At 63.9% G+C, this 19735-nt stretch carries 17 protein-coding genes; 4 read left to right on the top strand and 13 right to left on the bottom strand.

What is annotated here, in order from left to right; genetic code table 11:
- Positions 1–102 precede the first annotated feature (102 nt).
- Positions 103–669, bottom strand: a complete 567-nt coding sequence (gene traE / locus U6958_RS18200) for a type IV conjugative transfer system protein TraE (RefSeq protein ID WP_074923234.1) — start codon at positions 667–669, stop codon at positions 103–105.
- A gap of 24 nt (positions 670–693) precedes the next feature.
- Between traE and U6958_RS18195 the strand changes: the two genes are divergently transcribed.
- Together U6958_RS18195 and U6958_RS18190 are read left to right on the top strand one after the other, a co-directional pair.
- Positions 694–1872: a hypothetical protein gene (locus U6958_RS18195; protein WP_074923233.1), complete on the top strand. Its 1179-nt coding sequence runs from the start codon at positions 694–696 to the stop codon at positions 1870–1872.
- A 258-nt stretch (positions 1873–2130) separates the two neighbouring features.
- Entirely contained in the window at positions 2131–2439 is a 309-nt protein-coding gene (locus tag U6958_RS18190) for a hypothetical protein (protein WP_016446949.1), read from the top strand.
- Positions 2440–3096: 657 nt separating this feature from the next.
- Here U6958_RS18190 and U6958_RS18185 read toward each other — a convergent pair.
- The 6 genes from U6958_RS18185 to U6958_RS18160 form a co-directional block, all read right to left on the bottom strand.
- On the bottom strand, positions 3097–3549 hold the full coding sequence (locus U6958_RS18185; protein ID WP_016446950.1) for a DUF4148 domain-containing protein: 453 nt from the start codon (positions 3547–3549) through the stop codon (positions 3097–3099).
- Between the two features lie 767 nt (positions 3550–4316).
- Entirely contained in the window at positions 4317–6137 is a 1821-nt protein-coding gene (locus U6958_RS18180; protein ID WP_016446952.1) for an IgGFc-binding protein, read from the bottom strand.
- Between the two features lie 200 nt (positions 6138–6337).
- Complete coding sequence (locus tag U6958_RS18175; protein ID WP_016450834.1) at positions 6338–6655, bottom strand: hypothetical protein; 318 nt, start codon at positions 6653–6655, stop codon at positions 6338–6340.
- Between the two features lie 324 nt (positions 6656–6979).
- On the bottom strand, positions 6980–7948 hold the full coding sequence (locus U6958_RS18170) for an AraC family transcriptional regulator (protein WP_051170608.1): 969 nt from the start codon (positions 7946–7948) through the stop codon (positions 6980–6982).
- Between the two features lie 163 nt (positions 7949–8111).
- A complete protein-coding gene (locus tag U6958_RS18165) occupies positions 8112–8465 on the bottom strand; it encodes a DUF4148 domain-containing protein (RefSeq protein WP_074923229.1) in 354 nt (117 codons plus the stop codon).
- A 334-nt stretch (positions 8466–8799) separates the two neighbouring features.
- Entirely contained in the window at positions 8800–10623 is a 1824-nt protein-coding gene (locus tag U6958_RS18160; protein ID WP_083393650.1) for a bifunctional diguanylate cyclase/phosphodiesterase, read from the bottom strand.
- A gap of 854 nt (positions 10624–11477) precedes the next feature.
- Here U6958_RS18160 and U6958_RS18155 point away from each other — a divergent pair.
- Positions 11478–11735 carry a hypothetical protein gene (locus U6958_RS18155; protein ID WP_143044635.1) on the top strand — a complete coding sequence of 86 codons (258 nt, stop codon included), beginning with the start codon at positions 11478–11480 and terminating at the stop codon, positions 11733–11735.
- Positions 11736–13196: 1461 nt separating this feature from the next.
- Here the strand turns inward: U6958_RS18155 and U6958_RS18150 are convergent.
- The 6 genes from U6958_RS18150 to U6958_RS18125 form a co-directional block, all read right to left on the bottom strand.
- Positions 13197–13559 (bottom strand): DUF4148 domain-containing protein, encoded by a 363-nt coding sequence (locus U6958_RS18150; RefSeq protein ID WP_016445823.1) that lies wholly within the window; start codon positions 13557–13559, stop codon positions 13197–13199.
- A 703-nt stretch (positions 13560–14262) separates the two neighbouring features.
- On the bottom strand, positions 14263–14934 hold the full coding sequence (locus U6958_RS18145; RefSeq protein WP_016445824.1) for a hypothetical protein: 672 nt from the start codon (positions 14932–14934) through the stop codon (positions 14263–14265).
- Between the two features lie 99 nt (positions 14935–15033).
- Positions 15034–15654 carry a hypothetical protein gene (locus tag U6958_RS18140; RefSeq protein ID WP_016445825.1) on the bottom strand — a complete coding sequence of 207 codons (621 nt, stop codon included), beginning with the start codon at positions 15652–15654 and terminating at the stop codon, positions 15034–15036.
- Positions 15655–16033: 379 nt separating this feature from the next.
- Positions 16034–16366, bottom strand: a complete 333-nt coding sequence (locus U6958_RS18135) for a hypothetical protein (RefSeq protein WP_016445826.1) — start codon at positions 16364–16366, stop codon at positions 16034–16036.
- 530 nt (positions 16367–16896) lie between these two features.
- Entirely contained in the window at positions 16897–17019 is a 123-nt protein-coding gene (locus U6958_RS18130) for a hypothetical protein (RefSeq protein ID WP_264567137.1), read from the bottom strand.
- A 216-nt stretch (positions 17020–17235) separates the two neighbouring features.
- Positions 17236–18228, bottom strand: coding sequence for a hypothetical protein (locus U6958_RS18125; protein WP_016445827.1), 993 nt, complete (start codon positions 18226–18228; stop codon positions 17236–17238).
- A gap of 318 nt (positions 18229–18546) precedes the next feature.
- On the opposite strand from U6958_RS18125, the gene U6958_RS18120 reads away from it, so the two are divergent.
- A complete protein-coding gene (locus U6958_RS18120; protein ID WP_034399853.1) occupies positions 18547–19668 on the top strand; it encodes a DUF3800 domain-containing protein in 1122 nt (373 codons plus the stop codon).
- Positions 19669–19735: the final 67 nt, after the last annotated feature.

Here is a 19735-nt window from a genome sequence, read left to right as displayed (position 1 = left end):
GCCCGAAAGGACGCGGGCCCCAAGGGGCGATAGGCGCCGCAGGGAACTCGGAAAGAGGCCGTGCGGATGGCAGAGGCGGGCCAGAATCGCCGATGTGGGGCTTCACTTGACCGCATAGGGCACCTCCTTGAATCCGATGACGTGCATGCGAGCGCCGGCATGGCCGAAGTCGATGCGGTAGGCCTTGAGGTCGTTGGCGGTCTCGTAGCCGTTGACGAGGGTGCGCAGCCGGCCGCGCACGACCAGCGACTGGGTGTCCTCGCTGGCGACGAGTTGCTGGGGCGCGAAGGTGGTGGCGGCGTTGATGCGCTTGAGGCGCTCGGCCTCGACCTCCTGGCGCGTCTTGAGCGGGCCGTACTGGGCAGGGTCGACGTAGCCCAGCAGGATGTCTTTCTTCCAGTCGATGGTGGAAGGCGTCACGTCCAGGATCAGCCAGGCGACGAAGCTGCCCATCTGCTCCAGGTACTCGCTGGATGCCTTGTCGCCGCTCACCCAGAAAGTCTTGCTGAGGGACGGCGGCACGACCACCGTACGCACCGTGCCCAGCAGGTTGATGATGATGGCGAGCGCGAGCAGCACGCCGGCGGCCAGGGCGCCGACAGCCAGCCCCAGGCCCTGGTTGCGCCGGCGCATGTCCTTGATGTCGCTGCTGAGCCGATCGAAGTCCATGGTGCTTCTCCGGTTCAACCGACCATGCCTGGATTCGACGCTGGGCTTTTCAAGCCCATCTGCACTTCCCTCATTGAGGCCTTTGCCTCAGAGGGGCGCCCGCTTGGCCGCTCCAACGCCCATGAGATCTTGGCCGCAGCGCTGGGATTTTGGACGTACAGCCTGACCCGGCAGCATGCCACCCCATTGGCGACACGGCTGGTGCATCATCATGACCATCGTGAAGAACTCCCTCGACACTGGGCGCACCTGACTAAGCGCATCGAAGGCATTCTTGGCGTGTCCACCTGGGCCGCACAGGCATTGGTCCCCATCGTCCATCGCATTGTGCGCGACAGCGGACTGGCCGTAGACACGCACAGCCTGATCTACGATAGCGAGCACCTCGCCACCCGCGATTCAATTCTCAAGGCCATTGACGATGTGGATTTCGTACCACATCAAGCCAGTGTTGCCATGCAGCGCGGCCTGCTGCCTTACCCCGCCCGTACGAGCCTGGAAGAGCGTCTGCACGATGTTGCCCCGGTGTATTGCGGCGAATTCGGGAAGCGTACCGCCTACCTCTGGCGGAAGCCATCGACACAGATTCGCGCTTTGACGCCTGCCGTTGAAGACAGCTATTCCGTGTTCAACAAGATGGCTCGTGCCAGGTTGGGCCTGAATTTCACCATCGTGATTCCGGACAAGGACCCTCGCGGCCAGCCTCACTTCACACTCCTGTCGCCGACCATGAGCTTTCACGAAGAGACTTCCGGCGGCTGGCGCGTGAACACCATCGTGCAGTTGTTCGTCACTGATGCTCACCAACAGGCTTTGGGCGAACCGAAACTGGAAGACCTGATCGGTCAGCCTGTTGCCGAGCTGCCGAGAGTGCAGGTCTGCCCTCGGTGCCTATCGCTCCACATTTCTGAGCAAGCCGAGCCGGGCCATCGGTGCACCGTCCCAGTCAATGCCACCGGCATCACAAACGCCATTCAACGCCTGCGTGAGTCCGGAGCCAACAGCGCCACCACAGAGCAAATTGCCAAAGCAATGCTCGCCGTTGGCCATGTTGAGACGGACCTGGCGACGCTGGAGCAGTTCTTGGACCGCCACGCTCGCGCGCTCTGGCTGCGGCGCTATGGCGGTGTCTGGGTCTTCGTGAAGACTCAAGGCCCCATGGACCCACCGACCGTATCGCGCTTTGAAGGCCTGAACATCTGAAGACTGGGTGCCGTGAGTCTTGACCGGGCTCCATGGCACTCGCTCGAGACGGTCAGGATCAATGTACGGTTCGGGCCGACAGACGGATCACCACCCTGCGTGATGTCAGGGGTACGCCGCAATCATGGGCGTAGTCCATGGCGGATCAGGTGCGCCGCCAGTCAACGACCCAACAGTTTTCACAAGGCGCTGCGGCTTTTGGCCCGGGAGCGGCGCTCTTGCAGTAGCGGGCCCATCACCAATCGAGAAGGAAGATATATGAAAATCAACAACATAGTCGGAAAAACCATTTCCTCGGCGGAATCGGCCCGTGCTGCCTTGAACGCCCAAGGTGAGGCCTACGCCTACCTTGAGGCTGTTCGGACAGGGACAGTGGAAAACTTGCTGCAGCGCGCTGCAAGAAATATCCAAGAGGCACAGGGCTGCTCGGCAGCGAAAGCTTTCGAAATCGTCGGCCAGCGTGGTGTCTACATTGAAGAGCTGTCCCGCGGTGACTCTACGTTTCATGCGGCCAGAAAACAGTTGCAAGCTGGGGATGACGACGCCGTCATTGCTCAACCCGCATAAAACCTGTTGCGGACACCCAGCGCCCTGAAAGCCAGCCCACGGGTTGGCTTTTTTTATGGATCAATGAGGAGTCCCCGTTGGATACTCTGCCGCGAACCCACCAGGCTGGCGCCGGAGTCACCAAGTGCGCGCGCCGTCGATTTGCGGGTCGAATGAGTATGACGGCCGATCACCGCACGGCATGTCCTGGACGCCGAACGTTCAGGGTGTGTTCACGAAACTACTGTGGCGCGTTGTCGGCCCAACCGCAGGATCAGTGGCGCAGGTCGCGAGGAATCAATGACGCCCTCCATCGTCGCCGGCATGTACTGGCGGCGATGCCACACGCAAGATCGGAGACGTCCCGTAGTGGTGCCCGAGCCGGCCATGCGATCAGTGCCTCGCATGGCTTCCGGGCGCGCTTCTGGGGCGGGAAGAGGTGCCTGGCCCAAGTAGTCAATGCCAGAGGGTGGCCGGTTCGCGAGCCCCTCGGCCGCATGCACCAGTTCCGAAAGATGCTTGTGGAAGCTGTGTAAGGCGGACGCAGAGATTCGCCTGTGTGTATCGCAACCGGACGGTACTTGGGAAAAAATGCCCCACCACCTCGCGGTAGTGGGGCGAAAACCCGCGCGGGAGGGGGCACGCGCAGGTCGCGCCACACTCTCAGTCAGTCATCCATCAGTAGCCGCGGTTCGTGTTCATCTGGCGCAAGGATCCGTCGTCCCGCGCGCGGCGAAATTCCTCCAGAACTTCCGCCCGGGTACGTCCACCGCGTGCCTCGAATTCAGGCGCATAGCTGGCTTCCCTGTTCATCTTCGCAAGGGTCCCATCCTCACGAGCGCGCCGCAGTTCCTCTTGCACTTCCGCACGCGTGCGCCCGCGACCGGCCGATGAGGTTTCGAACTCTGGCGCATAGCCGGCCTCGCTGCTGATCTTTGCCAGCGAACCGTCGGCACGGGCTCTCATGAGCTCGGCGATGACTTCGGCGCGGGTCTTGCCTCCGGGCATAGAGTGGTAGACCCCGCTCGCCTCACCGGTTCCCGGTGTGAATCCGTTGTCCGCCGAAGCGGGAAAAGAGGCTGCGATGAGGGCTGAGGCAACCAGTGCGAAGGGAATGAATTTGCGAGACATGATGAACTCCTTGTATTGACTCTGGCCAGTGGCCGCTGCGCGGACCTTGTTGGGCTGGCGTCGTTAGCCGATGCCATGGAGGTGACTGTAGAGATCTGCTGCCCACGCAGACATGTCGGCTGCCTTACGTTGTCGTTATGCGTGGGTGGAAAGAACGGGGCCTCGTCCTCGGCACGCGACGGCGATGCGGGTTACCTCATAGGGCCTCACTCGCAGGGGGCTTGGCGCATTGGCGATGGAAGGCCTGGGCATGGCTAGCGCGGAGTTCCTGTCGCGGAGCAACGCCTGCCATTGGGGACAGCAGCGCTGGGCAGGATCCGTGCCTTGGCGGTTAAGGACGGGCGGCAGGGCGTTCCAGCCCAAGCTGGTTGGGCTCGGTGGCCCGTGGCTGCGCTGGCCGTCTTCGAGGGCTTGCAGGGCTTGGGTTTCTGCCCCCTTGGCTTCGTATTTGCCGGGCGTACACGCCTTGAGAATGCTCGCGTTGCGGAGCGGGCCCCCGGGGAATGAGCTGGGTCTGGTTCGGATTTTCGGCGCAGGAGTTGGCCGAACAGGCCCGCCGTGGGGCCGCTTCAGGGCTTCCAGGACCAAGCGATGCACATGCCGTCCACCAAGTGGTGGGTATCCCCCGTCTGCAGGTGCGTCTCGACTGGTTCTGCTGCTGATCCGGTGTCCGAGGCCGGGAAATCCGGGATAGGGACCTTCAGCGTCACGCGCATGTTCTTGAGCCGGCAGGCCGCCGTGTGACGGCCCTGCCATCTTTTCCTGCGTCAGCTTCGTGGCGCCTTAGGAAGGAGGCGAGGGCGCGCCAGCAGCGCGATTCCCGAGGCCAGGGCCAACAGGGCCCAACCCGCGTCGACAGGGATCGCGTGTGGCCGCGGGGCTCCAGGTCCGCCAGGCCCTCCAGGTCCGCCGGGCCCTCCCCCCGGGCCCGCAACGACCTGCAGCGCAATGGGGTCCGTCAGATTGTTCAACTGTTGGGAATCAGGCTCACCACTCACGCCTGATACACGGGCCTGGAGCACGGCCGACCCCGCGATCATCGCGCGCACGGTGACGCCGAACGTCTGCGATGCAGCGGGCATCAAGGGTTTCAGGACACAGCGCAGCTGGCTGGCGGTGGAGGTCGCACAGGTCGGCGGCAGTGCGGTCAGGTCCAGTGCCACCGAGACCGGCAGCGTCAGCGCCACCTCTCCGTCAACGCTATTGCCTGCGCCTGCGTTGCTCACCGAAACCGTGAGGCCCACCGTCGAGCCGACCGCCACGCTGGAGGCCGAGGTGGACAGCGCTGCCGCAATGTCAGGCGCCGGCGAAATGCCACGCGCATAGGAAGCGCCCAGGAAGGTGTGGTAGCCGGTTACGGGCATGAATCCAGATAGCGTGGCCACGAAGGGCGCATCCGCCCAGATGCGGCCGGCGCCGGTCGGCACGGCGATGTTACCCACGCTGTAGGCCGTACCCGCCAATGGCGTGAACGTGGTTCCCACGGGGTTGCCGTTGAGCCGCAGCGAGGCCGCGCTGGCCGTGGGAACGGCGATATTGAGCACGTTGTCGGTGAACGCATCGGCGCCCATGGGCGCGACGAAGGCATAGTGGCTCAGCGACTGTTCGGCCCCGGGCAGGATGCTGAAGGCGGGATCTCCCTGCTTCGTCTTCTCGGAGCCCTGCAAGTATTGTCCCACCAGCACAGGCTGCGAACTCGTGATGTCCAGGCTTTGTGCATTCACGATCTCATGGAACTGGCCTGCCGCCAGCGTGACCGGTGGCCCGCCATTGACGACCACGGCCGTGGCATCGCGTACCGCGAGCACGCGCACGAGATTGCCTGCGCCGCCCGTATGGTCGGTCGCTGGCACGACATGGTGTGTGGCCAGCTTGGCCACGGGCGGCAATTGGCTGTAGAGATGATCGCAATATGGCGTTCCCACTGGCACGTCCGCGCACTGTGTGCCAGAGAACACCGCCACGGGCTGCGTCGCCGTGATGGTAGAGCCCGTCAGATCACTTCGCTCTGCGGCCTTATACAGCACGGACTGCCCTGCGTTGAGCGTGATATTAAAGGGCGTACCCGCAGGCTGGCCAGTGCTCAGCGCGGCAGAAGGCGTGATGGTCACCGCCGTCGCATCGCGCACGGCCGTCACGGACATTTGCGCGGACCATGAAGCCAGGCCCTGGTACGCGAGAACACGGTATTCGGTGCCCAGCACACTGTCCTCAAATAGGTACGACATGTCTGCGCTACCGCGCCTTTGGTTCAGAAAGTACCCGGATACACGGGTCCCCGATACCCGCAGCGCCCGGTCGTTCACTGTCCCGGGCGGCCCCAGAAACTGGCTGGACGTCATCGTGACGGTGGCCATGCCCGTTGCATCGAGCGTGAACCCTTGCGAAAACGCGCCGGAGCGCGACGACACCAGCCCCGAGGCGCCAGGTGTGCCGAGCAGAAACAGTGTGCCAATTGCTGTGGCATCGAAATTGGGATGAGGCGCCACGATGAGGTCGGCCCGTGCCGCATGGCTCCATAGCGCGGCGAATAGGGCCAAGGCGCTGATACAGCGCGATGAAATCAAAAGACTTTGTGGTGGTTTCATGTTCTCCTCCGAAGCGATCGACCTGCAACGCATGCAAACAGACGTCTTGGCTGCCCATGTGTTCCTCCACCTCCAACGTACGTATGCGGGAAGGGGCTGATGGAGCGTATGCAGCCATCCACGAACAGTTACATCGCGCATGTCTGTGGCTGCAGCGCACATGGCTGGTGGTGCAGAAATTTGCATGGAAGGCCTTGATCTCAGCGCGAGGAAGGGCTGTCCGGGCGGCGCCCCGTGTCGCGATGGGGTTCGGAGGGCCGAAGCTCGCCGGGACGGCGCGGGCGCGGATTGCGCGCCAGGAAGGGCTGGAGCGCATCACGTTCCAGCAGGGCCTCGATGATTGCCATCTGGCGCATGTGGTAGATGCTGCTGCGCAGCACGCGCTCCGCTTCGAAGCGCAGGAAATTGTTGGCGCAGGGATCCTTGCGGAACATGCGCAGCATGGTCATCGCCTGACGCGCGCGCTGGCGCGCCTTGAGGGCGTTGATGCGCGCCAGTCTGCGCAATGCCGAACGCATGGCCTGCTCCCTTGGCGCGGGCGCTATGCCCGGAGTGGGGGCGGACCACATGGCCGTGCGCGCGAGGTCCCTGATCTTTGCGCATGTGGTTGTTGCATGTACAGGTCTTCCTTTCGTGGTTGCGGGACAGTCGGCTCCAGCGGTCACAGCGTCCAGGCAGACAAGCCATGGGTCATGGGAACGGGCCGTGATGGCGCCCGCATGCTCGGGAGCGCAGCGGGCCGGTCTTTAAGTTCCGCGCCATCCGGGAGTAGAGCCACTCTGGCTCCGCAGGACGGGCGTGCAAACGCCTGACAGGGGTTCCGCCGTGGCGAGCCAGCGCACTCACTTGTCCTTGCCGATCAGGTCGCTGGGCGGGCCGCCGTAGTGCATGCTGAAGCGCCGCGAAAAGTGCGACGGTGAGCTGAAGCCACAGCGCTCGGCCACGCCCATGACCGTTGTGGTGCTCAGATTCCCGCCATGCAGCAGGGCGTGGGCGCGCTCCAGGCGGTAGACCATGAGTTCGGTGCTGAAGTTCGTGCCCTCCTGCGCGAGATGGGCCTGCAGCGTGCGCACCGAAATGCCGAGCTGGTGTGCGGCCTCGATGGGGCCGAGCTCGGGATCGGGGTACTGGCGTGCGATCAGCTTGCGCACGCGCCGGGTGATCAGGCCATGCTCGCGCGTGGCGGCCATGCCCGGGACGTTGTCGACGGTCTGCACCACGGCCTGCAGCGTGCCCGCCACCAGGTCCGACAGCCGCGCCGCCTCGGCCACCGGCAGCGCATGCGGCCAGCCCGCCAGCAGGCGCATCTGCTGCGCCAGCAGTTGCAGCGAGGCGCTGGGCGGCAGCCGGCGCGCGGTCAGGGACGCCAGCACGTCGTCGTTGACGTCCAGCAGGGCCAAGGGCACCACGAGGGCCAGCATGGACACGGGGCCGTCGTGCGCGAGCCGATAAGTACGCCGGTCGTCCAGCAGGAAGGGCTGCCCTGCATGCGCGAGCAGTTCGCGCACGGCATCCGTGGGGCCGGGAAGAGAGACCTGGGCATGCCCTGTGAGATAGAGGTCCACGATCAGGCTGGGCGGGCCGCTGCGTTCGATGTCGGCGCGCAGCCGCTCCACGTCGTGCGCGGTCTGCACCTGCACACGGTTGAGCACCAGCGCCCCCACGCTGCGGGTGGTGAGCGTGGCCTGAAACGCCTCGGGCTGGGGAATGTGTGGCGTGACAGGAATCAGCGCCTCGCGCGCGATGCCGCGCCAGAACTCGACCCGCTGGCGTGCGGGAATGTGGTGGGTGGACCAGCGGTCGAAATTCATCTTCGCCCCCTTCTCCTGTGCCACTCGGATGGAACGTGACATGGCCTACATGCACAAGCCCTTGGATCACACATAGGCCAGCAAACACGCCCATGGGGTTCGCCGCAAAGGCTCTGGTCGGTCGATGTGGGGGTTGCCCTCTGCGGCAGGGGGCAACACGCTTTTAGCCTCCATACCCGTTGTAGAGGCGCAGACGTGCGTCGCGCTCGGCGGGTGACTCGTTCACCAGCTCCATGACCACTTGCTCCCGCGTCTTGCCCGGCCCGGCGTTGGGCTGCGAGGGGAAGGCATTGGCTTCACCATAGGAGAGCAGCCCTTGCTGCGCGGCGGCCTGGACCTCTGCCTTGACCTGGGCACGGGTCTTCTCGCTCTGGGAGTGTTCCGGGTGGACGATCACGCCGGCTTCGTTGTTGGCGGGATGCCAGTAGGCGGCCGAGGCCATGCCCGGCAGGGCCAGGGCGGCCACAGTGGCCAGGGCTGCAATCAGGGAAGAAGGGGAGAGGCGGTTTTGGGCCATGATGAGGTTCCTTGTAAGAATGGATGAACGGGATCTCCAAGCCTTGGTGGGGTGTTGAGGAGATGTGTTGATGGTAGAAATCCGAGCCCCACAGGACCATGAGCGCACGGTGAGATTCCTGTCAGCTTCGCTGGATTCCTGATTGCACAGCGGGAGCTGGGCTGGGTCGACGAGCACTGGCCATCCAAGACCGACGCCACTTGGCCAGCATCCCGCTGTTGGCGGGGAAACGTCCAGGCCCCGTGTGCCGCCGCGGTGCAGCGCATGCCGAGGGGCGGATAAGGTTCACACAGGCAAGGCCTTCAAAGGTCAAGACACGAAATGCGCGGGTGTTTCACTGCTCCTCCTGGCCAGCCAGGCTCTGGCCCAGAGGCGACAGCAGCACCTCCAGCCCCGCCACGGGCATGGGCCGGCCGAACAGGTAACCCTGGTACAGGTCGCAGCCATGGTTCGCTAGGAAGTCCCGCTGCTGCGCCGTTTCCACGCCTTCGGCGATGACCTCCAGCTCCAGCGCGCGCGCCATGCCGATGATGGTCTGCACGATCACGTCGTCGGTGTGGCGCAGGCCCAGGTTGCGCACGAAGGACTGGTCGATCTTGAGCTGGTGCAGCGGCAGCCGCGTGAGATAGGCCAGCGACGAGTGGCCAGTGCCGAAATCGTCCATCGAGAACCGCACGCCCTTGGTGCGCAGCAGGTGCATCTTGGCGATGGAGTCCTGAACGTCGTCGAGCACCAGCGACTCGGTCAGTTCGAGCGTGAGCAGGTGCGAGCGCGCTCCCGTCTGCTGCAGCACACCGATCACCCGCTCCGCGAAATCAGGCTGGCGGAACTGGAGCGCACTGACGTTCACCGACATCTGCAGCTTCATGCAGCGCGGATCGTTCTGCCATGCGGCCAGTTGCTGGCACGCGGTGCACAGTACCCATAGGCCCAAGGGCATGATAAGGCTGCGGTCCTCGGCCACGGCAATGAACTCGGAGGGCGGCACCAGGCCGCGCTGCGGGTGGTGCCAGCGCAGCAGCGCCTCGGCCCCCACTAGTTCGCCGCCGAGCGTGAACTGGGGCTGGTAGTGCAGCTCGAACTGGCCCTCGGCCAGCGCCACCTGCAGATCGGACTCCAGACGGGCGCGGTGGTTGATCTCGATCTGCATCTGCGGGTCGAAGAAGCACAGCGCATTGCCGCGCTGGGCCTTGACCTGGTACATCGCGATGTCGGCCTGCTTGAGCAACTCTGCCATAGGCTGACTGCCTTGTTCGAACAACGCGGCGCCAATGCTGCAGCCTCCCCGGTGGGTCTGTCCGCCCAGGGCGTAGGGCCGATTCAGACCGTGCAGGATCTTCTCGCCGATGCGCTGGGCTTGAATGGCAGCCTCGCAGCGTTCCGACGAGAGTTCGCCCAGAATAATCACGAATTCATCGCCCCCCAGCCGCGCCACCGTGTCCGAGGACCGCACGGCTTCCTTGAGGCGCCGCGCCACCTGCTGCAGCAACTGGTCGCCCACCTCGTGTCCCAGCGTGTCGTTGAGCACCTTGAAGTGCTCCAGGTCCAGGAACAGCAGGGCGCCCATGTGGCCCGAGCGTACCGCGTGCATCGTGGCCTGGCCGAGCCGGTCGAGCAGCAGGCGCCGGTTGGGCAGGCCCGTGAGCGGGTCGTAGAACGCGAGCGACTCGATCTCGGCGCTCGCGCGGCGCAGGTCGGTCACGTCGTGGTAGGTGATGACCAGGCCGCCCTCGGGCGTGGGCCGTTCGGTGATCTGGATGACGTGGCCACTGGGCAACCACTGCTCGTGCGTGCCATCCGGATGCGCCTGCTGCTGCAGGCGGCGCTCCACCCAGGCCACACGCTCGGACTCGCTGGCGCCCGGCAGATGGCTGCGCGCCGTCGCCTCCAGCACCGCCCTGAACGGCATGCCCCGCACCATCGCGGGCATCAGCCCGGGGAATATCTGCTCGTAGCGACGGTTCCACTGCGCCACACAATGCCGCGCGTCCAGCAGCAGAAAACCGCTCACCATGGAGCCCAGCGCCTGGTCCAGCGTGGCCTTCGATTGCGCGATCATCTGCCGTGCCGCGTTCATGCGCACAAGGTGGTTTTGCATCAGAGCGCCGGTGGCTACCACCATGGTGGCGAACAGCAGCGCGGCGATCAGCACGCCCATGCGCTCGCTGCTCGACCCCGCCAGTGCCGCCGACACAGGCAGGCTCGCGGAGATCCACAGGTCCTGGTACAGGATGGGATGGATAGCGACGAACGCAGGCAGCTGGGTGATCCGGGCAAACTGGTTCCAGCGTTGGCCCTCGACCAGGGACGCGCGAGAGGCGGAGTGGACGATGGACTGCGCCTCCGTGGGCACGGGCGCGCTGATGAGCAACTCGCCCCCGCTGCGCTCCAGCGTGACCTCGAGCCCCTCGATGTCCACGCTTTGCATGAGCACCGATACCAGCATGGCCGTGGGGACCTGGGCCACGGCCAGCAGCCGCGAGCCGTCGCCCATGCGGAGGTGGCGCGCCACATAGAGCACGCGCTCGGAGCTGGCGAAACTCACCATGGGCGCGCTGACCACCAGGGAGGAGACGGGCTGCTCCATCGCGGTCCGCAGAAAGCCGGCGGGCAGTTCCACCGCGAGCCGCGTCCCTGCGGGGTCGGAAGAGGCCAGCACCCGCCCCCGGCCGTCGAGCAGCGCCACGTAGCGCACCATGAGGTTCTGCCGGGCGGCGCTGCGCAGCAACAGGCTGACCGAGGGCGAGTCCAGCCAGCCGCTGGGTGAGAACGACAGGCCCAGCAGGTCGTCGGTGCTCGCCAGCAGCACATCGAAGCCCAGCAGCGCGCGGTTGAGGGCCGCCTCGGCCCCCGCCATGAAGCGCGTGATCCGGGCCTCGCTGTCGGCCAGTGCGTTCTTGCGGATGCCCCGGTTCAGGGCCGCCGCGGCCAGGGCCAGCGCCACCAGGAAGCAGACCACCAGCCCCCAGACCACCAACTTGATCTTGAATGAGGGCGGAACCGATCTGCTGCATGAAGCTCGTCGCGGAAGTCGGTGCAACTTGCATCTCGGTGCCCTGGAAAGCCGATGAGGAAATGTGTTCATCATGGAGACCGCTACTTCAAACCATTGCTGAATGGCAGGCTGCATTACCGGCGGCATTGGCGGCTTCGAAGCTGCGTGACGATCTGCGCCGATATCCAGCCGAGATGCACCTGTCTGCGACGGTGGCGTTAGCTCGGGCTGACGAGGCCGCACAAGGCGCTGGAGGCGCTGCGGCACCGCAGTGAACGCCGTAGGATGCGTTCATGAGCGCAGGAGTGGCCCTTCCCAGTGTTGTGGAAAGTTCAAGTCTGCGCAGGCGCTTTGCTCGCTGTAAGGCGGTTGAGGCCGCGACGAGTCTTTGCTGCGTTGGTCAAGGATCGTGACAATCGGTGCTTGCTGTGAGACCGCACACTCGTTGGTGCGCATGGGCAGGTCGTTGCTGGAATGGCCGGGCCAAGAATCCGGTTCCGGGGCGGGGCTGAGTGCGAAGGCACACATGTCCGGTGATGGCTGGGGAAGGCCTTGGCAGCGGATCTTCATGCAAGGACAGGCCAATGACAATGTCCCGTGCCCTGAGTGGTGGAACTAATGATCCCAGGGGTCCCGGCGCCTGCATCAGATGGCGGAGGTTCAGGGCGCACGGTGGGCACGCAACGTCATTGAATTCTGCGGAAAGAGTAGACAAGGGCGGCGACCGGGGGCCCAAATACTCAGGGCCGATGTCCCGGTGCTCAGGAAAGCTGCTGTCCCAGGAAGGGCGGCTTCCATTTATCTCGTTGCGAATCGTGCTGCCACCTGGTAACCCACTACCGAGTGATCGGATGTTTTGCCTCCGCATCATCTAGTTCCTCGTTATCTTCGGGGTGTATGCAATGCGACGGTTGACGATCACTCGAGTCTCTAGTTGGTATGCGGCGCATCGAACTGGGGTAAGAGTAGGTTGAGCTACTTACGCTCAGATGCCTGGTAAATTACATTCGTGTCAGTTTTCAAGCGCCTCGAAGAAATCGACAAGTTCCTGCATGCTCATCGCTTCCTACGTGCCTGGCCGTGCGCGAGTTGGCGTCAACACCATACGCCGAAGACGGGGCATCGGGATCTGCAAATTCGTGACCAAGCGAGGCCTGCGCCGCGTCGCTCAAGGGCACGAAAGCTACCTGCTCATAGTCTTGGAGGCACGTGGCGATCGTGCTGCAGCCATGCACACAGTCTGGTGGGTACCTCCCAGTGCAATGGCCTGGACCTCCAGACCTATCTACGCTGCGGTTTGTGAATGTCCCCAAGCGCCCATCAACCGCTTCGACGAATGGCTGCTGCGCAGCGTTGCCACGCAATCGGGCGTGTCCACTGCAGAGTAGCGCGCCCCACTGGCGGATACCTCCTCCCGGATCACTGGGGTATGGGGTCGACGCTCAGGCGCCAGCAACTGGTGTGGCAATCTGGGCAGATCAATCTCGACAGTTGTCGGTTTGAGATTCCCGTCCACGGACTCCGTATACCAACTGACAGCGTACTAAGTGTTGCGTTGACGGTACTTCACATGGTGGTGCGGGCGAGTGTCGCTACTGCAAGTTCTCGACCGCCATTCTGACTTGGGTCGACCTCTGGACGATGTGGCAAGAGAACCATCCCCGGCACCAATGGCTGGGGTCAATGCCCAATGCATTGCATGTATGGCCTCTGCCAATGCGCTTCAATCGCCAATATCACTGGAAATAGCCACCACTTTCACTGTAGAGGCGCAGGCGTGCCTCACGTTCGGCGGGCGATTCGTTCAGCAGTTCGTTGACCACTTCTGCACGGGTTTTGCCGGGCCCCGTGTAGGGGGCGGGGGGAGGGTAGTTGCTTTCGCCGAACGAGAGGCGGCCTTCCCGCATGGCCGTTTCGACTTCTGCTCTGACCTGGGCGCGGGTTTTGGTGCTCTTGAAGTGCTCCGGGTGAACGATCACGCCGGCTTCGTTATTGGCTGGGTGCCAGTATTCAGCCGATGCCATGCCCGGTAGGCCGAGGGCGGCAACGGTGGCCGCGATTGCTATCACGGAGAAGAAAGGGTGACGACGTTGGGTCATGATTGAACTCCTTGAAGAATTTGATGAGCCTGCATCTCTCCTGTTTTTCTGCGTTGATGAAGAGATGTGCTCATCGTAAAAACAGGCACCCTACAGCGTGAGGACGGCACGATGAGATTTCTGTCAGTCTTTCGGCGCTTGCTCTTGGAGAAGCGCGGGTGGGAATCGAACTGGCCAAGGCGGCGTGGCGACTCGGGGCGTGCTCGCGAGCTTCGTCTCCTGGGCCTAGGCAATTTGGCCGACCCGAAATCGTTGGTACACCTGCCAATATGCGAATTGCCTCATTGGGCGAGCGATTCGAGCGAGGGGAATTGGGTGTAATGACGGGGCGAGGCTCTTGCGGCGATGGCAATAGGTCGCTGGCCGAGCTGTTGCGGGAGCGGGATAGAAAATTCTGGCCGGTCGCATCCAGCGCGGGATCGCTTGTCGGCCATCCCGCGCCGCTTTGACACCGCCAACGTGCAGCTTGCCTTTGCAAGTCTTCGGAAGCCCCTAGCCGTCCGCTGTCCGCCCCATGGAGCCGGGCAGGGGACGAACCCAGGCACACCGCTGCGCGCAAGCTGTCGCAAATCCGTGGCCGCCCCCTCAGGGCGCGTGCGACCGTTGCGCTGGTGATTGCGAAACGAACCACCAGCGCGAACGCGTCACGGGGCGCGGGATCGCAGGACCCTGGCGCTGCATGCGCAAAGACGGCCTGCGGAGCTCACTGAAAAATCCGTGGCTCCACGCTCTCGCCGCACATGAAGGCCAGATAGCCCCCGGCCTTCCCGATATCGGCAAAGCATGCCGCGACGAAGCCATCGTGCAGTACCTGCCAGGGCCGATCGGTTGGTTCCGGGGTGCGCTGGATCGTCAGGCCGGGCATGCGGTAGGCCGGGTGTCGGTAGAGGTCATGGCCCGAATCCCAGTCAATCACCCGCAGCAGGCATTCCGTCAGGATGGCGGCTCCGCCATCCTCACCGGGCTCGATGAGCAGGGCCACCTTCAGGGTGCCGGTGGAGCGGCCAATGCGGCCGACTACGTCGTGCTCATCCAGCCAACACTGGCCCGTGTCCGTGTCACCCAGCACCAGCCGGACTTTGCGGCCGTTGCGCCGAGCACGCTCCAGCGCCCGGGCCGCCGTGGGATCGGTGCCGGGGTCGAAGTAGGTCTGCCGGGTCAGTGGCGAGCGAGCCCAGGCATCGACAGCCGCCAGGTACTTGGCGTAGCCGTCCAGCGATCCGTGGTCGCCGGCCGCGAAGGCCAGGTGTGGCTGATTCAGCCGGGCGGCAATCTGGTCGGCATGGTCGCGCGCACTGTCGAACCCCAGGCAGGAGTAGCCGTCAGCGCAGGGGATGATGTACAGCCGTTGTTCGGCATTCAAGGTCACGTTCATGTGGGTTCCTCGAAAGTCAGGCGGAACCCGCCCCCGAGCGGGGTGAGCCCCGCCGAGGGTTGTGTGACAAGCAGGCGCTGTGGCGCCTGCACGATTGCTTCAGGCGGCCTGGGGCCGCGGCCTTGCCTGCACAGGGGCGACGAACAGGCGCCGCAGCGCCGCCACATCGCCGAGGGCCAGAGAGCTACAAGCATCCGCGATGCAGGCTTCGACCTCGGGCGTGCGGGGCTCGCACGGCAGGATGCTGACGAGCACCAAGCCATCGCTGGTGAGGAGGGACAACCGGCCCGTGCCGTTATCACGGGTCACCTGCGACACATCGCGGGGCTGTTCGCGCCATCGCTGATGCGCCAGCTGAATGGCCGTGGCCAGTGACTCGGTGAGCTCGACGCACTCCAGGTCGCCGACATCAGGGTGATAGAGATGGATCAGGTAGGTGCTGGGCTGGAGCGGCTCCAGCGTCTCCAGGGCCAGCAAGGGACATCCGAGACCTTCCGGTGCACGGATCAGCGGCGATGCGGAAGATGCTGCGGGCGCCACCTGCTGGCATGACTCCAGGTGGCTCAGCTTGAGCAACAGTGCATCGGCATGCGCACGGTCTTGCAGCGTGAGCTGGGTGCGCATCGCGAGGATCTCTTTGGCCATCAGGCGCAGTTCCTGGACGATGGCGCGTTCGGCGCGCCGTTCGATGGCGCAGAGGGTTTCAGTGATGGAGGTCATGCATGGCCTTTCTGGAATAGGACGTGTCGCCCGAGCCCGGAAATGGGCCCTGACGCCGAGGCGCGGTCAGGCCGCGGAATGGGGGCATGCGCCGACGGGCGCGAAGAATGGAGCCGGAGAGGCCGGCGTTGGCACGGCCGCCACGGGCGGCTCGGTACAGGGCGACGCAGTTGCGCCAGGCGGGTAACGACCGCAACGCCCGAGTCGTTCGGGAGGGGGGGCGCGCTGGCGCCCGCCCGGGAGAGGACTTCAGTCTGCCTCGGCTGAGATCCGGTGGGAAGTGGCCTTAGACCCGCTGCAGTCGCAAGGTCGGATCTGGGCCGCCGATTGCCGGTGGCAAGCGGTGGCCCAGCGTGTAGCCAGGACGCGGAGCGGGTCTTCAGCCTGCGTGCAGTACGGCCGGGGGGCGGTTATCGTGGTGTTCGACCACCCGGCTGCCGGCGTTGAAGCACTGGTCGAGGAAGAGGCCTTCGACCAGGCTGGCGGGCGGTTCAATGCCCAGGGCCGCCAATTGGTCGGCCACGGTGTTGATGTCAGTCCAATCCAGGCTGGGGTTGCCCAGGCTGTCGTAAACGAACACATTCTCCCGGTGGGTGGGTGCTTCGTCGTCGTGGATCACCTGCAGGAACAGCGCCCGCAGCGGCCGGTCGTAACCTGCCACCACGGTGAGCTTGCGGCCCTGGTGGATCACATGCAGAAAATGGCGGCTCATGCCCACTGTTCCCGTGGCGTCGCCGCGGCGGGGGCGGGGCGTTTGAACCTGCGGGTGCGCCTGAAATCCAGGCCGCACCGGCGACAGTGGAACCAGGTCCGTGTGCCCAGCGAGCCGAGCGGGGCGCCTTCACCGGGGCAGAGGAGGCAGGCGGGGGCAAGACAAGGGGGCATGTGGGTGCTCTCCAGAAAACGGGAGCACCCTCTCTACGGGAACAGTGCTCCCGGGGGGATATCAAGCGAACGGGCACAGGCCCGTTCTCGGGCAGGTGATGACTGCGACGCCCGGCCGGGCCGGGAAGGCTTTGCGCAAGGCAAGCAAGGGGGCTTCCAGTGTGGCGCCGATGCCCGAGTCAGGCAATGCCAGCGGTGTGACGCCACCTGGCAGGCATCTGGCTCGATGGCCGAATCCCGGTGGCGTTGGTGCCGCGAGCGCGCGGCACCGTTGGCGCGCAGCGGACCTCGGCGTTCTCGCTGTGGACTGGGTCCGCCGGTCTGCACAGGCCACACGCTTTGCGCGGCTTCAAGGACTCACGAGCGGCTGACGCCAGTGCGCGTGCCGCAGCGGATGGCCTTGTCCGTGATCAGATAGAAGGAGTGCTCGACCTGGCTCAGCCAGTGAGCCAGGAACGTGGGTCGACCCTGAAGGAACACTCCAGGTCATTGACATTCCCCCCGGAAACTGGACAGTTCAGAACTGCCAGTTGGCTGCTTCTTCGGTGAGAGTAGTCATCGTCCCTTGCCCGTTCACCTGCTGGAAAGTGCATGGTGAGCCGCAACGCTGGACTGTTGCCGGCTTCAACCACACCTGGCCTGGTTCAGTGGGAAGATGAGACAGGTCGGCGCAGGCTCTTCTGCGCAGATTGATCGTCACGTGACGATGACGATCTGCTTCTTGAATTTCGGGGTAAGCGTCAGCTTGTGCGCGACGTAGGTGGTGGCGCGCGTCCGATCGCGTTTGTCGGGGGCAGAGTTCTCGGCAGGACCACTTGCTTTCAAGAGACCGAACAGGACGATTTCGGTGCCCGGCATGAAACTGCGGAGCCAAGTGGCATCTGTGTGCGCAATGCTGACTTCGAACGACTCGATCCGGTGGGGGTCGTCTGTCTTGCGATAGAGCGACCGACAGTTGAGAAAGCTGCTTTTGTACTTGGCGTCGGCGGGCGGCTGATAGAAAGACCGCACCGAGCCGACGAGCGCCACCGGATAGGGGTGACTGCCGCCTTGGGCAACCTGTTCCCATGCTTCGTCAAAGCGGTCCTGCTCGAAGAAGAATTGATTCCAGGGTATCCGCTTGGGGCCCAATCGCAGGATCAGTTCGGAGGCCAGCAGGGCATCGGATTCGCACATGGCGCGCAGGGCCAGTAGGTCGGCGGTGGTGCGCAGGTAGCTGTCGAGCTTCTTGTCCGAGGCGACCACCTCCGTCGCCGTCTTGGCCGCACTGGCGTTGAGTTCCGCGCCCTTCATCGCCGGCACGTTGCCGGACAGTCCCTGCCTGTGCAAGCCGTTGTGAAGGGCGAGCAAGCGGAGTTCCCGTTTACCGTCTTCCAGTGCGCTCAGAAACTCCGGGTCTGACTGCGCTGCGATGATCTTCAGTTGGCCTGGTGCGTTGAAGCGGCAACCGGCGGAATGCGCCGATCCGCGGATCAGACCAATATAGGCGGGAACATCAACGGGCTCGATGCGGTTGCTTCGGTTCTGCTGGTAGCGCGGGACGAAGCGGACAGGGCATCCGCAAACTGGATCATCGCAAAACAGGTCGGGGGCCGTGCCGAGCCCATCGGCCAAGCGTTGCAATCCTTCCAGCGTATAGGCGTGACCCTGGCGATCCTTCGCCGAACGCATCTTGATCCCCTTGCTCATGCTGATGGTTCCTGCCAGATAGAGATGAGTAACATGGATGATGCCATCCACTGTGGGTAGCAAAGGCGCAATGACGGTCGCTGCGCCAAGACAGCCCAGCTCTCGCGATGCAAGAGGTATCTTGCTCCAAGGGCTGCCGGCTCAGGCTCGGGTGTACCACGGGCTCCCTTGCCAAGTGCCATTGGCGCCAGGGCGGCTGCTTGCGTTGTGCGGTGACCTGCATTGTCGGACGGTCTGGGTGGGGCATTCTTTTTGACACCGAACAGCGTATCGCATGATGGGGCATCGTCAACTGGAGAAGCGCCAATGCCGCGTGACATGCAAATCGACAGTCTTCGGAAAGCATTGTTTCCGCTCAGAAACTGGAACCTGCCCATTCGGCTGTACCACGATGAAACCAACAACATCAGACGCCTGACTCTCAGCGAACTGGGGCTGAACGTCCCGGACAACAAGACCTTCGTGATCGGCGGGGTTGCGCTGATGCCAGGTGCGGAAATCGCCGGATGGTCGCAACTGCGGCAGTTGCTGCAAATACAGCCCAGCGCCCCAGAGATCAAGTTCGAGCACCTGGCCAAGAGCAGCTACGAGGACGCACTGGGATCCCGAAAGCTGGCTTCGTTCCTGCAGTGGCTCTTGGATCAGAACATCATGATCCACTACTCTGCCCTGGATCCCCTGTATTGGTCGATCCTGGACATCATTGAATCGCTGCAGGCCGACGACCGGTTTGAGATCAACGGGTACCACATGGAACTCAAGTCGGAGTTGCAGCATGCCGTGCTGCAGAATCTGCCGGGATTCCTGGCGCTGTTGCATTGCTTCAGCTACCCGAACCTGCAGCGTGAGCAGGTCCGGTCGTTCATCGAGGCTGTCCTCGACTTCGTGAACGGCCATGTACCGCAGGACCGAAGCGCTGCGACCTGGCTGCTCAAGCAAACTTTGCGGCGCGCAGCGCGTCTTCCCGCCCTGGAGCTGGTATTCCTGCATGGCAACGAGCCGGGTGAGCTGATCGCCGACTTCAGTGTTCATTTCATGCGCGGCATCTACGTATTCAAGAACGCTTCGCATGTCTTCGATGAGGAAACCTACATCCAAAAGGTGCTTGCAAAGTTGGAGTTGCGCGAGGGGGAGCGCCGGCTGGACTATCGCTTCGCAGATTCCAAGGCAGAGCAAGGCATCCAGCTTTCCGATGTCGTTGCTGGTCTGCTGGGGCGGCATTTCAGCTACCTGAAGGATCATTCCCTCACGGAATTGATGCGGCGCAAAGCCGGATTCAACGACGTGCAGCTGGCCAGCCTGGCACGATTGCGCCAGTTGATCGACCGTTCGGACGCGTTCAGCGATGGATTGCTCCATGTGCTGATGCCGTTGGACACGACTTTCAAGAACAACGCCTTCTTGCATGAAGCGGAAGTGCCGCCGTTCATGTGGCAATGAGGGGAGCGGGGCGCAAGCCAGGAACCCTGTGGGATGCCCGCGCAGGCGTTAGGATGCCAGGACGACG

Origin of the sequence: Delftia lacustris (genome assembly GCF_040267515.1) — a bacterium.
In the GTDB taxonomy this organism is placed as follows: domain Bacteria; phylum Pseudomonadota; class Gammaproteobacteria; order Burkholderiales; family Burkholderiaceae_C; genus Comamonas; species Comamonas tsuruhatensis.
Note: the sequence above shows the minus strand (reverse complement) of the source record. Positions and strands in the feature narration are given on the sequence as shown.